General features: G+C 69.2%; 14 protein-coding genes. All 14 read right to left on the minus strand.

What is annotated here, in order from left to right:
* The 14 genes from dxr to HYN04_RS07030 all read right to left on the minus strand — a co-directional run bounded on the left by dxr (position 1) and on the right by HYN04_RS07030 (position 15,156).
* Positions 1-1,230, minus strand: a complete 1,230-nt coding sequence (gene dxr / locus HYN04_RS06965) for a 1-deoxy-D-xylulose-5-phosphate reductoisomerase (protein WP_110450094.1) — start codon at positions 1,228-1,230, stop codon at positions 1-3.
* Positions 1,218-2,009, minus strand: a complete 792-nt coding sequence (locus tag HYN04_RS06970; RefSeq protein ID WP_338418721.1) for a phosphatidate cytidylyltransferase — start codon at positions 2,007-2,009, stop codon at positions 1,218-1,220. Before HYN04_RS06970 ends, dxr begins: the two co-directional genes overlap by 13 nt.
* Before the next feature lie 31 nt (positions 2,010-2,040).
* On the minus strand, positions 2,041-2,826 hold the full coding sequence (uppS, locus tag HYN04_RS06975; protein WP_110450096.1) for a polyprenyl diphosphate synthase: 786 nt from the start codon (positions 2,824-2,826) through the stop codon (positions 2,041-2,043).
* Positions 2,827-2,849: 23 nt separating this feature from the next.
* Entirely contained in the window at positions 2,850-3,413 is a 564-nt protein-coding gene (gene frr, locus HYN04_RS06980) for a ribosome recycling factor (RefSeq protein ID WP_110450097.1), read from the minus strand.
* Positions 3,414-3,433: 20 nt separating this feature from the next.
* Positions 3,434-4,153, minus strand: coding sequence for a UMP kinase (gene pyrH / locus HYN04_RS06985; protein ID WP_110450098.1), 720 nt, complete (start codon positions 4,151-4,153; stop codon positions 3,434-3,436).
* 128 nt (positions 4,154-4,281) lie between these two features.
* Complete coding sequence (gene tsf, locus HYN04_RS06990) at positions 4,282-5,217, minus strand: translation elongation factor Ts (protein WP_110450099.1); 936 nt, start codon at positions 5,215-5,217, stop codon at positions 4,282-4,284.
* Between the two features lie 62 nt (positions 5,218-5,279).
* Positions 5,280-6,062: a 30S ribosomal protein S2 gene (rpsB, locus tag HYN04_RS06995; protein WP_110450100.1), complete on the minus strand. Its 783-nt coding sequence runs from the start codon at positions 6,060-6,062 to the stop codon at positions 5,280-5,282.
* A 173-nt stretch (positions 6,063-6,235) separates the two neighbouring features.
* The gene (gene dnaE, locus HYN04_RS07000; RefSeq protein WP_110450101.1) at positions 6,236-9,667 is read right to left on the minus strand and encodes a DNA polymerase III subunit alpha; all 3,432 of its coding nucleotides are present in this window, start codon (positions 9,665-9,667) and stop codon (positions 6,236-6,238) included.
* Positions 9,668-9,729: 62 nt separating this feature from the next.
* Positions 9,730-9,819, minus strand: coding sequence for a cell division inhibitor SidA (gene sidA, locus HYN04_RS07005; protein ID WP_110450102.1), 90 nt, complete (start codon positions 9,817-9,819; stop codon positions 9,730-9,732).
* A gap of 79 nt (positions 9,820-9,898) precedes the next feature.
* Positions 9,899-10,582: an ABC transporter ATP-binding protein gene (locus tag HYN04_RS07010; RefSeq protein WP_110450103.1), complete on the minus strand. Its 684-nt coding sequence runs from the start codon at positions 10,580-10,582 to the stop codon at positions 9,899-9,901.
* Positions 10,575-11,894, minus strand: coding sequence for a lipoprotein-releasing ABC transporter permease subunit (locus tag HYN04_RS07015; protein ID WP_110451331.1), 1,320 nt, complete (start codon positions 11,892-11,894; stop codon positions 10,575-10,577). Before HYN04_RS07015 ends, HYN04_RS07010 begins: the two co-directional genes overlap by 8 nt.
* 245 nt (positions 11,895-12,139) lie before the next feature.
* Complete coding sequence (locus tag HYN04_RS07020) at positions 12,140-12,400, minus strand: DUF1467 family protein (RefSeq protein ID WP_110450104.1); 261 nt, start codon at positions 12,398-12,400, stop codon at positions 12,140-12,142.
* Positions 12,397-12,822: a methylmalonyl-CoA epimerase gene (mce, locus tag HYN04_RS07025; protein ID WP_110450105.1), complete on the minus strand. Its 426-nt coding sequence runs from the start codon at positions 12,820-12,822 to the stop codon at positions 12,397-12,399. The genes HYN04_RS07020 and mce overlap by 4 nt, the downstream gene beginning before the upstream one ends.
* A 48-nt stretch (positions 12,823-12,870) precedes the next feature.
* Entirely contained in the window at positions 12,871-15,156 is a 2,286-nt protein-coding gene (locus HYN04_RS07030) for a CoA transferase (RefSeq protein WP_110450106.1), read from the minus strand.
* Positions 15,157-15,210: the final 54 nt, after the last annotated feature.

The raw sequence follows: 15,210 nt of genomic DNA on the forward strand, positions 1-15,210 counted from the left end.
TCAGGCAGCTCCCCGGGCAAGGCGCGCCTTCACGGCGCCTTCGGCCAGTCGGCGACCGATGCGGTCAACCTCGCGCGCCCGCTCAAGAATGTCGTCGGGCGCGTTGTCTGGGCTGTCGTCCGGCATGTCGTCTCCCAGGTGCTTCGAGCCTGCTTTATCGAGGGTTTCCGACACGATTGAGGCAATATCGAGATAGCCGATCCGCCGGTCAAGAAAGGCCTCGACTGCGACCTCATTGGCGGCGTTGAGAAGGCCCGGCGCCGCTCCCCCCGCGCGCAGGGCCTGCCGGGCCAGGTCCAGGGCCGGGAAGCGAACGGGGTCCGGCGCCTCGAAGGTCAGTCTTCCGAGCTGGCCGAGGTCCAGGCGGGGCGCAGGCCAGGCCAGGCGGTCCGGCCAGGCGAAGGCCACTGCGATCGGCGTGCGCATGTCCGGCGTCCCGAGCTGCGCCAGGCTGGAGCCATCGGCATACTCGACCAGGCTGTGCAGGATGGATTCCGGGTGCACCACCACGTCGATCCGGTCGGCCTCGACGCCAAAGAGGAAGGCCGCCTCGATCATCTCGAGGCCCTTGTTCATCATCGTCGCTGAGTCGACCGAGATCTTTCGGCCCATGTCCCAGTTGGGATGGGCGACGGCTTCCTCCGGCGTGGCGGTCGCCATGCGCTCGGCGCTCCAGGTGCGGAAGGGCCCGCCCGAGGCGGTCAGGACCAGTCGCGCCACGCTGGCCGCATGCCGAGGATCCAGGGCCTGGAAGATCGCGGAGTGCTCTGAATCGACGGGGATCAGGGCCCCGCCCGACATCCGCGCCCGGCGCAGGAGGGCTGGACCTGCACAGACCAGGCTCTCCTTGTTGGCCAGGGCCACGATGGCGCCGGCGTCCACCGCCGCCAGGGTGGGGGCAAGGCCGGCGAAGCCGACGATCGAGGACATCACCCAGTCCGCCGGCAGGGCGGCGGCGGAAACCACGGCGGCTTCCCCCGCCTCGACCGTGACGCCGGAGCCGGCGAGCCTCTGCTGCAGTTCGGAAACGCCCGCAGGGTCGGCGATCACGACCACCTCGGGCCGCCACTTCAGGGCCTGCTCAGCCAGGAGGGCGACATTCCGTCCCCCGGTCAGGGCCCTGATCCGGACAGGGCGGCCGACCGCTTCCAGCAGGTCCAGGGTGGAGACCCCGACCGACCCCGTCGACCCCAGGATGGAGACCGTCCGCGACGGACTCAATGCCCCCACCCCAGGTGGTTCACCAGCCGGAAGACGGAGAGGATGACGACGACGAACATCAGCCCGTCCACCCGGTCCAGAAGGCCCCCATGGCCCGGAATCAGGTCGCCGGAATCCTTCACCCCGAAACGGCGCTTGAGCATGGACTCCCAAAGATCCCCGGCCATGCCGGCCAGGCCGCCGCACAGCCCCGCCAGGGCCGCAGCCCAGGGATTCAGGCTGAAAACAGGCAGGGCGGTCAGGCAGACCGCGGCAAGGGCGGCGGCGACCAGCCCTCCGAGGAAGCCTGACCAGGTCTTGTTTGGCGAGAACCGCGGCCAGAGCTTGGGACCGCCCACCAGATTGCCCACGAGGTAGGCGGCGATATCAGCGGCCCAGGCGATGGCGAAGGTCATGAAGATCCACCACTGGCCCTGGGGCATGGACCGCAGCCAGATGAAGCAGACCGCTGCGGCGCCGATGTAGATCACGCCCAGGGCGGCGTTGCCGGGACGCTCCGAGACCCCGCGGGCGATGACGGCCGCCAGTGCGCCGCCGACCGCCAGCACGCCCCAGGCGATGAACATGTTGTCCCTCTGGGCGAAGAAGACGGCGGTCAGGACCGCCGCGCAGACCGCCGTAGACACTCGGGCCTTGGCGGACGGGGCGGTCATCCCGCCCCACTCCACGCAGAGCATGGAAACCGCCGCCACGACCATCAGGAGGAAGGGCCAGGCGGGCTGTCCGGGCCCCATCTCGAACCAGACAGCGGCGAGGGCGGCGGGCAGGAGCACCGCGGCGGAAGCCACCCGGACACCCAGGTTGCTCCAGTCGAACGCCCTAGCCGGCGACAAGGACGTCATCGGAGACGGCTCCCCCGAAGCGGCGGTCACGCGCCCGGAAGGCGGTGATGGCGGCGGCAAGGCTGGCCTCGTCATAATCGGGCCAGAGAATGTCCTGGAACACGAGTTCGGCGTAGGCCGCTTCCCAAAGGAGGAAGTTGGAAAGGCGCTGCTCGCCCGACGGCCGGACGATCAGGTCCAGAGGAGGAAGACCGGCGGTCGAGAGCGCGCCGGCGAAGGCTGTCTCGTCGATTGACGCCGGGTCCAACCTCCCCTCGGCGACGGCTTCCGCCAGTCGCCGCGCCGCGTCGGCGATGTCCGCCTGCCCGCCATAGTTGAAGGCGATCTGCAGGAAGAAGCGGTCATTGTCGGCGGTCCGGCGCTCAGCCTCCTCCAGGAGGGCGACGAGGTCCGGGGACAGGCCTTCCCGTCGACCGAGGGCGCGCACGCGCACCCCTTCCCGCTCGAGCCGCTTGAGGTCGGAATCGAAATAGCGCTTGGGCAGGGCCATCAGTTCCTGGACCTCGGCGGCGGGTCGGCTCCAGTTCTCGGTAGAGAAGCCGAAGACGGTGAGCCAGCGCACCCCCAGCTTCGGCGCAGCGGTGACCGTTCGCCTCAGGGCCTCGACCCCGGCCCGGTGACCGAGGGTCCGCGGAAGGCCCCGCTTCTGGGCCCAGCGGCCATTGCCGTCCATGACCAGGGCGACATGCAGAGACGCATCCCCGGCGGCGCTATCGGGCGCCGGTGCGGATCGATCGCGGGATGTCCTGGACCTCGCGGCCATGTCGCCTCCGACTGCCCCCGGGCCTAGACCTGCATGATCTCTTGTTCCTTGGTTTTCAAGGCTTCGTCGACCCTCTTCACGGCCTCGTCGGTGATCTTCTGGACCTCGGACTCCATGCGCTTCTGCTCGTCCTGGCTGATGACCGAGTCCTTCTCCGCCTTTTTCAGGTCGTCGTTGGCGTCGCGTCGGACGTTGCGGATGGCGACCTTCTGCTGCTCGGCGTACTTGGCGGCGATCTTGGCCAGGTCGCGGCGGCGCTCTTCGGTGAGCGGCGGGATCGGGATGCGCAGGGTCTGGCCCTCGACGACCGGGTTCAGGCCCAGGTCGGAGGACCGGATGGCCTTCTCGACGGAGACCACGACCCCACGGTCCCAGACGCTGACGCTGATCGAACGCGGCTCGGGAACGGTGACGGCCGCAACCTGGTTCAGAGGGGTGGTCGCGCCATAGGCCTCGACCATGATCTGGTCGAGCAGGCTGGCCGAAGCCCGGCCGGTACGCAGGCTGGCGAACTCTTCCTTCAGGGCGGAGACCGCCTTGTCCATGCGGTCACGGTAGCGGGACAGTTGAGGCTTTTCGGCAGGCATGGCGGGTTCCCGGATTGCGGTCAGTTAATGGTGGTGAAGACACCCTGGCCGGTGAGGACTTTCATGAAGTTGCCCGGCTCGCGGATCGAGAAGACCACGATCGGGATCTGGTTGTCGCGCATCAGGGCGATGGCCGAGGCGTCCATGACCTTGAGGTCCTGGGCCAGCACGTCGTGATAGCTGAGCGTCTCGTAACGGCGGGCCGAGGCGTCCTTCTTGGGGTCGGCGGTGTAGACGCCATCGACACTGGTGCCCTTGAACAGGGCGTCACAGCCCATTTCGGCCGAGCGCAAGGCGGCCGGCGTGTCGGTGGTGAAGAAGGGCGCCCCGAGGCCCGCGGCGAAGATCACCACCCGGCCCTTCTCAAGGTGACGCAGGGCGCGCCTGCGAATGTAGGGCTCGCAAACCGCATCCATCGGGATGGCCGACTGGACGCGGGTGTCGACTCCGGCCTTCTCCAGGGCGCCCTGGAGGGCAAGGGCGTTCATGACCGTGGCGAGCATGCCCATGTAGTCGGCGCTGGCCCGCTCCATCCCACGCCCCGCCAGGGAGACACCGCGAAAGATGTTGCCGCCGCCCACAACGAGGCAGAGCTCGACGCCCGCATCGACCACTTCCTTGATGTCGGCGGCGACCCGGTCGAGGGTCGCGGTGTCGATGCCGAAGAGGGAGTCCCCCATCAGCACCTCGCCGGACATCTTCAGCAGGATCTTCCGGTAGCGGGGCTTGGGCGCGGTCATGGGCCGATCCGTCAGGTAGGCGCCCCTTCAGGGGTGGGCGGGGAATCTCGGTCGAGTTTACATAAAACGAGGGCGTGGCGCGCGTTGAACGCACCACGCCCCCGAAAGATACGCCGGTTGGGGCGGGATCAGCCCTGGCCGGTCATGGAGGCGACTTCGGCGGCGAAATCGTCCACCTTCTTTTCGACGCCCTCGCCCAGGGCGAAGCGGACAAAGCCATTCACCGAAACGGGCGAACCGGTTTCCTTGGCCACTTCGGCCACCAGCTGCTCGATGGTCTGGTCCGGGTTCATGACGAAGGCCTGCTTCAGTAGGACCACTTCCTCGAAGAACTTGCGGATCCGGCCCTCGACCATCTTCTCGACGACGCCAGCCGGCTTGCCGGAGGCGAGGGCCTGCTCGGTGAAGATGGCCTTCTCGCGCTCGACGGCCGCGGGATCGAGGTCGTCGGTGGACAGGGACAGGGGGTTGGTGGCCGCCACGTGCATGGCGATCTTGCGACCCATCTCGGCCAGCTTGGCCTGGTCGCCCTTGCCCTCAACCGCGACGAGCACGCCGATCTTGCCCAGGTCCGGGACAATGGCCGAGTGCACGTAGGCCGCGACGGCGCCTTCCGGGACGGAGAAGCGGTGAGCCCGGCGCAGGTTCATGTTCTCGCCGATGGTGGCGATGAGGTTGGTCACCATGTCGGAGACGCTCTCACCCCCGGCGGTCTTGGCCGCGGAAATGGCCTCGACGCCATCCTGGTCCAGGGCGATGCCGGCGATCTCCTTGGCCGCCTTCTGGAACAGCTCGTTCCGGGCGACGAAGTCGGTCTCGGCGTTCAGCTCGACCACGACGCCGGTCATGCCCGCGCCATCCTTGCGGACGGCGGCGCCGACCAGGCCTTCGGCGGCCGCACGGTCAGACTTCTTGGCGGCCTTGGACAGGCCCTTGGTCCGCAGCCAATCGATGGCGAGATCGACGTCGCCTTCGTTCTCCTGCAGGGCCTTCTTGCAGTCCATCATGCCCGCGCCAGACTTCTCGCGCAGTTCCTTCACCAGGGCAGCAGTGATCTCCGCCATCGGGAGCTCCTTCGGTCAGGGGTGTCGCCCGCCCCCGGGGGGACGGGCGCAGTTCAGGTGGTTCAGGCTTCAGCGGTGGCTTCGGCCGGGGCCTCGGCGGCCACGACGGGCTCGACAGGCTCCACGGAGGCGCCGAGGTCCACGCCCGAGGCGGCGGCGCCGGCGGCCAGGCCGTCGAGGATCGAGTCGGCCATCAGGTCGCAGTAGAGCTGGATGGCGCGGGCGGCGTCGTCATTGCCCGGGATCGGGTAGGTGATGCCGTCCGGATCGCAGTTGGTGTCGAGGATGGCGACCACCGGGATGCCCAGCTTGCGGGCTTCCTGGATGGCGATGGCCTCCTTGTTGGTGTCGATCACGAACATCAGGTCGGGAATGCCGCCCATGTCCTTGATGCCGCCGAGGGACAGTTCCAGCTTGTCGCGCTCGCGGGTCAGCTGGAGCAGTTCCTTCTTGGTGCGGCTGCCTTCGCCGCCTTCCAGCACGCCTTCCAGTTCGCGGAGGCGGTTGATGGAGCCGGACACGGTGCGCCAGTTGGTCAGGGTGCCGCCGAGCCAGCGGTGGTTGACGTAGTACTGGGCGCAGCGACGGGCGGCCTGGGCGATCGGGTCGGAGGCCTGGCGCTTGGTGCCGACGAACAGCACGCGGCCGCCGCCGGCGGCGACTTCACGCACCTTGACCAGGGCCTGGTGCAGGAGCGGGATCGACTGCGACAGGTCGATGATGTGGATGTTCGAGCGGCTGCCAAAGATGTAGCGGTCCATCTTCGGGTTCCAGCGATGCGTCTGGTGACCGAAGTGGGCGCCAGCCTCAAGCAGCTGACGCATGGAGAAATCGGGAAGCGCCATGGCGTAGTATCCTCTTCTTCCGGTTGACCTCCGCAGGCAAACCCCCCGGACGGGGGACCGGAACGGCGCCGCCGGGATGTCTCCCCGGCTCCACCGAACACCTGCGTGTGGAATGGCGCGGCGTTTAGGCCGGGACGGGCGAAAAAGCAAGTCCCGTAGGGGTGCAGCGCCCGCTAGATGTCCTCGACGAAGACCACGCCGGGTGCGGTCTTGAGGGCTCCACGGACTGCAGGACCCAGGTCGAAGCGCCCGGGAAGCCGGACCTCGATTTCCCGGCCGCCCTCGACCGGCGCCACCAGGACGATCTCGCCACCCCGACCCTGGGGCGCCGAGGTCAGGCGCGCCTTCAGGGCGTCGATGGCCAGGCTGCGGGGCGAGACGTGCACCCTGAGGCCCGCCACGGCGTTCTCGATGGCCGTCTCTACGGGTTCGGCGTCGTCGCCAAAGAAGCGGACCTCACCGTCCCGAGCCTTGGCCCGGACCTTGAGGGACACCGCACGGCCGGGCTCCAGGAGATCCCGGCACCGTCGCAGGGACTCTGGCGGGAACAGCACTTCGTATTCACCGGAAGGGTCCGAAAGGGTGACGAAGGCGAACTTGTCGCCGCTGGCCTGGGAGGCGCGTTCCTGCCGCCGACGCACCACCCCGGCCATGCGGAAGGCCTCGGCCCCGGCTTCGGCCTTGGGGATGACCTCGGTCAGGAGATCGGTCCGGCGCCGGCGCAGGGCCGGCATCAGGTCCTCCAGCGGATGGCCCGACAGATAGAAACCCACGGCCGCCAGCTCCTCGTCCAGCCGGCGGGTCGGCGACCAGGACTCGGTCCGCGGCAGACGGGGGCGCTGGGCCTCCACCTGGTCGCCGCCGAACAGGGAGCCCTGGGAAGACGACCGCTCCTCGGCAACGCTGTGCCCGTAACCCGCCAGGGTCTCGGAGGCCTCGACCAGCTGAGCCCGGTCGCATCCCAGGCTGTCAAAGGCGCCCGCCCGGGCCAGGGTCTCGAGGGTGCGGCGATTGACCTGCCGGGGATCCACCCGCTCGACGAAATCGAAAATGTCGCGGAAGGGCCCGCCCGCCACCCGCACCTCGACCACGTGCTCCATGGCCTGCAGGCCGACATTGCGGATGCCGCCGAGGGCATAGAGCACCTCGCCATCGCCCACGTCGAAGTCGGCGCCAGACCGGTTCACGTCCGGCGGCCGGACCGTGACGCCGAACCGGCGGGCGTCCTGGTAGAAGACCGCCAGCTTGTCCGTGTTCGAGATGTCGAGGCTCATCGAGGCGGCGAAGAACTCCACCGGCGTGTTCGCCTTGAGCCAGGCGGTCTGGTAGCCGATCAGGGCGTAGGGCGCAGCATGGCCCTTGTTGAAGCCGTAGCCGGAGAACTTGGCCATCAGCTCGAAGAGGGTGTCGGCCAGGTCCGGGTCCACCCCGCGCTCGGCCGCGCCGGAGAGGAAACGGGCCCGCTGCTGGTCCATCTCCTCCTTTTTCTTCTTGCCCATGGCCCGGCGCAGGAGGTCCGCCTCGCCCAGGGAGTAGCCCGCCATGATGCGGGCGATGTTCATCACCTGCTCCTGGTAGACGATGACCCCGTAGGTCTCGGTCAGGACCGGCTCCAGCAGCGGATGGTAGACATTCAGCGGCTTGCGCCCGGCCTTGGTGTCCACATAGGCAGGGATCGAGTCCATCGGCCCGGGGCGGTAGAGGGAGATGAGGGCGGTGACCTCCTCGATGGACCCCGGCCTCAGCTGGCGCAGGGTGTCGCGCATCCCCTGCCCTTCCAGCTGGAACACCCCGACCGTCTGCCCGGAGGCCATCAGCTCGTAGGTGGCGGCATCGTCCAGGGGCAGGCCCTCAAGGGAGAAGTCCGCGCCGCGCCGGGCCAGGTGCTTCATGGCCCGGTCGATCACGGTCAGGGTCTTCAGGCCCAGGAAGTCGAACTTCACCAGGCCGGCGCTCTCGACCCACTTCATGTTGAACTGGGTGGCCGGCAGCTCGGACCGGGGGTCCCGGTAAAGGGGTGAAAGCTCGGTCAGGGGCCGGTCGGCGATCACCACGCCGGCGGCGTGGGTGGAAGCGTTGCGGTACAGGCCCTCCAGCCGCAGGGCGATCTCCAGTAGCCGGGCGACGGACTCGTCTTCTTCCCGCGCCTGCTGGAGGCGCGGCTCGAGCTCGATGGCCCGGGCGAGGGTGACGGGGTTGGCGGGATTGGCCGGCACCATCTTGGCCAGACGGTCCACCTGGCCGAGGGGCATCTGCAGCACCCGGCCGACGTCGCGCAGGACCGCCCGGGCCTGGAGGGTGCCAAAGGTGATGATCTGGGCCACACGGTCGCGCCCGTAGCGCTGCTGGACGTAGGCGATCACCTCTTCCCGCCGCTCCTGGCAGAAGTCGATGTCGAAGTCGGGCATGGAGACGCGTTCCGGGTTCAGGAAGCGTTCGAAGACGAGGCCGTAGCGCAGGGGGTCCAGGCCCGTGATCATCAGGGACCAGGCCACCAGCGAGCTGGCCCCGGACCCGCGCCCGGGCCCCACCGGTATCCCCTGGGACACGGCCCATTTCATGAAGTCGGACACGATCAGGAAGTATCCCGAGAACCCCATCTTCTGGATGACGGAGATCTCCTGCTCCAGGCGGGTCTCGTAGGCCTCCAGCGGGTGCGCAGGGCTGTGGGTCGCGAGACGGACCCGCAGCCCCTCGCGGGCCTGGCTGGCCAGCTCCTCGTCCTCGGTCCGTCCTTCGGAGGTCGGGAAGCGCGGCAGGATCGGATCGCGCTTCTTGACCATGAAGGCGCAGCGGCGCGCGATGTCGATGGTATTGTCGCAGGCCTCCGGAAGGTCGGCGAACAGGGCGCGCATGTCCGCCGCCGGCTTGAACCAGTGTTCGGGGGTCACCCGCCGCCGCTCATCCTGCCCGATGAATGCGCCGTCGGCGATGCACAGCAGGGCCTCGTGCGCGGTGTAGAGGTCGGCCGTCGGGAAATAGACGTCGTTGGTCGCCACCAAGGGCAGGTCATGGGCGTAGGCATAAGCCACAAGGCCAGGTTCCGCCGCCGCCTGGCTGGCGAGGCCATGTCGCTGGAGCTCGATGTAGAAGCGGTCGCCAAAGGCCTCCGCCATGGCGGCGAGCGCAGTCTCTCCCTCAGACGTCCGTCCCGCCGCGAAAAGTGGGTCGACCGGTCCATCCGTCCCTCCCGAAAGCAGGATCAGGCCCTCGGAGTGCGCGGCGACTTCGGACCAGGAAACGGAAGGCTCCTCCAGGCCGTCGGCCTCGAGAAAGGCCATGGAGGATAGTGCGGAGAGGTTGAGATAGCCCGTTTCGGACTGGGCCAGGAGGACCAAGGTCGGCGTGCGGGCCCAGCGCTCAGGAGCGCGACCGCCAATGCCCCGGACCGCAAGGGCGCAGCCAATGATGGGCTGCACGCCGATGTCCTTGGCCGTCACGGAGAACTCAAGGGCGCCGAAAAGATTGGCCCGGTCGGCGATGGCGACGGCCGGCATGCCCTGCCCGGCGGCGAGCTTCCCCAGGGCGTCGGCGCGGGTCGCTCCCTCCAGGAGGGAGTAGGCCGAACGCACCCTGAGGTGAATGAATCCGTCCCCGACCGTCATCCGTTCTTTCCGATCCCCAGCACCCTTGCACGCCCGGTACGGGCGCAAGACGGCGCCCGGGTCTAGGCCGCCAGGACGGCCACCTGGCACATCATCCAGACAAACCCGGCCACGGACAGAAAGGCCAGCGATTCCCTTGCAAGTCGAGCCATGTCTCGATCTCCCACCTTGTTCGTGAAATGTTCCTATTCCGCTTTTGTTCTCATTTCAAGGGGGTATTTCAATCAGGCCTCAGGCGGCGACGATGCGACCCTGGCGAAGGGTGAGCACCCGATCCATGCGGCCCGCGAGTTCCAGGTTGTGGGTCGCGATCAGCGCCGCGGTCCCCTGACCCCGGACCATGGCCCGAAGGCTGTCGAAGACCGAGGTCGACGTCTCGGGATCCAGGTTCCCGGTAGGTTCGTCCGCCAGGAGGATCCGGGGCCGGTTCGCCAGGGAGCGGGCGACGGCCACCCTCTGCTGCTCGCCGCCCGAAAGCTGGGCGGGCTGGTGATCGAGGCGCTCGGCGAGGCCCAGGTCGGACAGGAGGGCGCTGGCCCGCTCCCGGGCCTGGACAGGGGTGCGCCCCGCCATGAGCTGGGGCAGCATGACGTTCTCGACCGCCGTGAACTCCGGCGACAGATGGTGAGCCTGGTAGACGAAGCCGATGGCCGAGAGCCGCACCCGTGTGCGCTGGGCGTCAGACAGGTCCGTGCAGTCCCGCCCCTCCACGAGCACCCGGCCCGAGGTGGGCTTTTCCAGGAGGCCCGCGGCGTGGAGCAGGGAGGACTTGCCCGAGCCTGACGGTCCGACGAGGCCGACGATCTCGCCCGCGGACAGGTCCAGCTCGGCGCCATCGAGCACATGCAGCAGGCGATCGCCCGAACGATAGGTCCGGTGCAGGTCGCGCAGGGACAGGACAGGCCCTTCACTCATAGCGAAGGGCCTCCACCGGATCGAGGCGACTGGCGCGCCAGGCCGGCGGCAGCGTGGCCAGGAAGGCGGCGACGAGGGACCAGCCCAGGATCAGGGCGACCTCGCCCCAGTCGATCCGGGCGGGAATGCGCGAGAGGTAGTAGACATCCGAGGCGAAGACCCGGGCGCCCGTGACCCATTCCACGGCCTGCTGGATGGGCCCGATATAGGTGCAGAAGACGACGCCCAGGGCGAGGCCCGTCAGGGCGCCGGCCACGCCGACCGCCGCACCGGCCATGAAGAAGATGCGCAGGATGGCCCCCTGCCCCGCCCCCATGGTGCGAAGAATGGCGATGTCCCGCCCCTTGTTCTTCACCAGCATGATCAGGCCGGAGATGATGTTGGCGGCGGCGATCAGGACCAGCATCATCAGGATCAGGCGCATGACGTTGCGCTCGACCTTCAGGGCGCCCCAGAAGGCGGCGTTGCGCTCCGTCCAGTCGGACACCGAGGCGGCCGGACCCGCCAGGGCGGCGACTTCGGCCTTGAGGGCGGCGGCCCGGTCCGGATCGGACAGTCGCAGCTCGATGAAGTCCGGCGCGCCCTCCCGACCGAAGAACAGTCCCGCCTGCTCGATCGGCATGTAGAGGAAGGTCTGGTCGTACTCGCTCATCCCGACGCTGAAGACGCCGGATACGATGAAGGTCTTGCGCTGGGGCGCATCGCCGAAGGCGGTGGCGGCGCCGTTGGGCGAGATCAGGGTGATCGGATCGCCAGGCCTAAGGCCCAGGCTGGCGGCCAGGCGCTCGCCCACCAGGACACGGTCGCCGCCATACTCGCCCTCGCCCCAGCCCTCGAGGCCGCCTGGACTGATGTTGTCGGCAACGAGGCGGGTTGCCTTCAGGTCGGCGCGAGAGACGCCCCGGACAATGGCGCCGGAGACCTGTCCGTCGCCAACCGCCATGACCTGGCCTTCGATGATGGGGGAGGCCTGGACCACCCCGGGCAGCTTGGCGAGCCGACCGGCGAGGCTGGCGGGATCCAGGCCCGAGGCCGGCGCGGCGGTGACGAAGACATGGCCGTTAAAGCCCAGGATCCGCGAGAGGAGTTCGGCCCGGAACCCGTTCATCACGCTCATGACGATGATCAGGACGGCGACGGCCAGGGCGATGCCGACATAGGCGATCACCCCGATCAGGGCGACGCCCCCTTCCCTGCGCTTGGAGCGGAGGTAACGGCCCGCGACCATGCGCTCCCAGCGGCTGAAGGGACCAGCGGGGCGAAGCTCGAAGGGCCGGGGATCGGAGGACGCGGAGGCTGCGGGATCGGGCATGGGCTCGGGCTTGCGGCGAATGCGTCCGCTATGCCCCGGTTCGCGGGCGAAAAGAAGGCCGCCCGGGAGCGGGGCGGCCTTCTCCATCTCGGGGAACGCTCCGGCCTTGGCCGGCGGGGTCAGGAGAGCGCCGCGTCCTGGGCCTGTCATGCGGTATCGGTCTTGCCGGCCCGACCCATGGGAAGGCGCCCGCCTTGTGGGCGGAACCCCGGCCCGGGCGCCCGGTGAATGGGCGTCCTGCAGGCTCAGCCCAGGCGGCGCAGGGGCGTCAGGGGGATGACCTCGAAGTGCAGGAGCAGGAAGAAGACCACGAACACCACGGCCGAGATCACCGTGGTCAGCAGGAACTTCTCCTTGAGTCGCGGATTGACCGGCGAGGCGGGATCCCCGCCGCCGGGCGGCTTGATGCCCGCCTCCGCATGCGACTTGGCCCCCAGCGGAAGAACGGCGAACAGGACCGTCCACCAGAGGGTCAGGTAGATGGCGATGGCCGTGAAGGGGCTCATGGGTGAGCGCCCTTGGGGGTTTCCATCAGCTCGACCAGGACGCCGCCCATGTTCTTGGGATGGACGAAGATCACCGGCGTGCCGTGGGCCCCGATGCGCGGGACGCCATTGTTCAGGACCGTGGCGCCCTTGGCGGCCATGTCGTCCCGGGCGGCGAGGATGTCGTCGACCTCGAAGCAGACATGATGCTGTCCGCCCGAAGGGTTCTTCGCCAGGAACCCATGCAGGGGAGAGGCCTCGCCCAGGGGCTCGATCAGTTCGATCTGGCTGTTGGGCAGGTCGACGAAGCAGACATTGACGCCCTGCTCCGGCATCGCCTTGACCGCCGAGATCTGCGTGGCGCCGAGGACGTCGCGATAGAGCTTCACGGACTCGGCGATGGAGGGGGTGGCGACCCCGACGTGGTTCAGTCTTCCGATCATGCGGGATGCATACAACGGCGGCGGGCCGGCGTCATCCATGACCCGGGGTCACTGGGTGAAGAGGGCCGCCCCGCCGTCCCTCAGGTGGCTGCGCGCCGCCGCAGGCTCGAACACCGCCCCCGCGGCGAGCAGGGCCTCGATCCGGTTGGCGTCGAGGCCGAATTCGGCGAGGACCTGCCGGGTGTGCTCCCCGGCGTCCGGGACCGGGAAACGGAACCCTCCGGGGGTGCGTGAGAAGTCGGCATAGCTGCGCACGCCCACCGCCTCGCCGAGGCGGCCATGCCGCCAGGCCTCGAAGACCCGGTTCTCCGCCAGCCATCCGTCCTCGTACGCCTCATAGCCACGGACGCACGGGGCGCAGGGAACCCCGGCCTGTCCCAGGCGCGCCAGGGCGTCATCCCGCGACAGCTGCGCCAGCGTCTCGGCGAGACGTCTGGCGAGGAAACCTTCCGGCTCGGCGCAGAGGGCTTCCCGGGGATCGGCGTCGAGGCCAAGGGCGCCAAGAAGGGCGCCGGCCTCCTCGACCGTCTCGGCCGCGAGCGCGATCCATCCGTCGCGGCATTCGTAGTATCGCTGCGCCGCGCTCAGACCCAGGCAATCGACGCCGCCCGACGGCGCCGCCGGCCGGCCCGGATAGTCGACCACCTCGCCCAGCTGGAAGGTCAGGCTCTGGGCCAGAAGGCTGGTGATGACCTCCTGCCCCTCCCCTGTCCGCCGGCGGGCGTTGAGGGCCGAGATGATGCCGAAGGCGACGACGCCGGCCGTGGCTACGTCGTTGACGGCGATGGTGTGCAGGACCGGCTCGGCCGCCCCTCCCTGGGCCGCCATCATGCCGCCCTCGGCCTGGAGGAGGGGATCGAAGCCCGGCAGGGGCGCGCGGGGCCCGGCGTCGCCGTAGGCGTTGACCGAGCAGCTGATGATCCGCGGATTGACCTGCCGCAGGGCCTCGTAGTCGACGCCGAGGCGCTTGCGCACGCCGAAGCGGTAGTTGTCGAGGACCACGTCGGACTGGCGGACGAGGTCGAGGAACATGTCCTTCGCACCCGGTTGCTTGAGGTCGAGCCCCAGTCCGCGCTTGCCCCGGTTGCAGGCCAGGAAGGGGCCGCCGTCAGAGCGGAAGGGATCCCCCTCTGGCGACTCGATCTTGATGACCTCCGCGCCCAGGTTGGCCAGGACCGCCCCGGCCAGGGCGCCGGCGATGACCGAGCCCATGTCGAGGACCTTCACGCCCTCCAGGGGCCTGCGGGAGCCCTCCCCCTGCGCCGCAAGGGCAGGCGCCGTCCAGGCGGGCAAGACGCCGGCCGCTGGCAGGGCGCGGATCGAGGCCGGAGTGGCGGAAAGCCGGGCCGGCGGGCCGGGCATGGCCACCCTGCCCCGGACGGGATCGTCAAACTCGAGCCTGAGCCCGGCGTGACGGACGGCCTCGCCGGCGAACCAGGCCTTGCGGTCCCCTACCGGGGCGCAGGGCACCCCGGCCTCCCCGAGGAGGCCCAGCCAGTGGCGTCTCGGCTGGCTGAGGAAGACCTCTTCCAGCACCTCGAGGGCGAGGCCCGGATTGAGCAACAGGGTCTCCCAGTGCGCGCCGAGGCCCAGGGCGTCGATGGCCTTACGGAAGAAGGGCATGAAGAGGGTGGCCATGAAGAACCACTCGCCATCCCCGCACCGGTAGAGGCGATAGCTGGGCGAGGCGCCCTGGGGCGCGCCGCGCGGCAGGCGGGGCTGGTCGAGAACCATGACCACGCCGCCCACCTCCGACACCCCATGCAGGCCGCTGACCGTCACCGCCTGGCCCTGCCCCGAGGCGCCGCGCTCATAGAGGGCGGCCCCCATGGCGCCTGCCGCCATCACCGCCTGGCCATACCAGCCGAGGGGAAGGATGAGGTGAACGGGGCTGTCGCCGTAGGCGCCCTGGCGGAAGGCGATACCCGACACCGCCGCCAGAAGGCTGTGGCGGGGCGGCAGCCGGCTCCAGCGCCCCTGGGTCCCGTAGGGCGGCATCCAGACGTGGATCAGGTGCGGCGCGCCCTCGCGCAGGCTGGCGGCGTCCAAGCCGAGCGCCTCGAGGTCGCCGGGCGGATGGTCGAAAACCGCGATGTCGGCGGCCCGCGCAAGGTCCCGCGCCCGCGCCAGGTCCGCGGGGTCCGAAAGGTCCAGGGTCACGACGGTCTTGTTCCGGTTCCAGGCGGGATAGCCGGGATGGTCCTTCAACCGGTCGCCTCCAGGCGGCTCGATCTTGACCACCTCGGCCTCGAAGTCGCCCAACAGCATGCAGGCCATCGGCCCGGCCACGCCCTGCGTGAAATCGGCGATCCGAACGCCCATGTAGGCCGACATGCCCCGCCCCCCGTCTTGTTCTTGCGACGAGCGTCGGCGAAACCGGGTCGGCTG

It is taken from the genome of Phenylobacterium parvum, assembly GCF_003150835.1.
Lineage (GTDB): Bacteria > Pseudomonadota > Alphaproteobacteria > Caulobacterales > Caulobacteraceae > Phenylobacterium > Phenylobacterium parvum.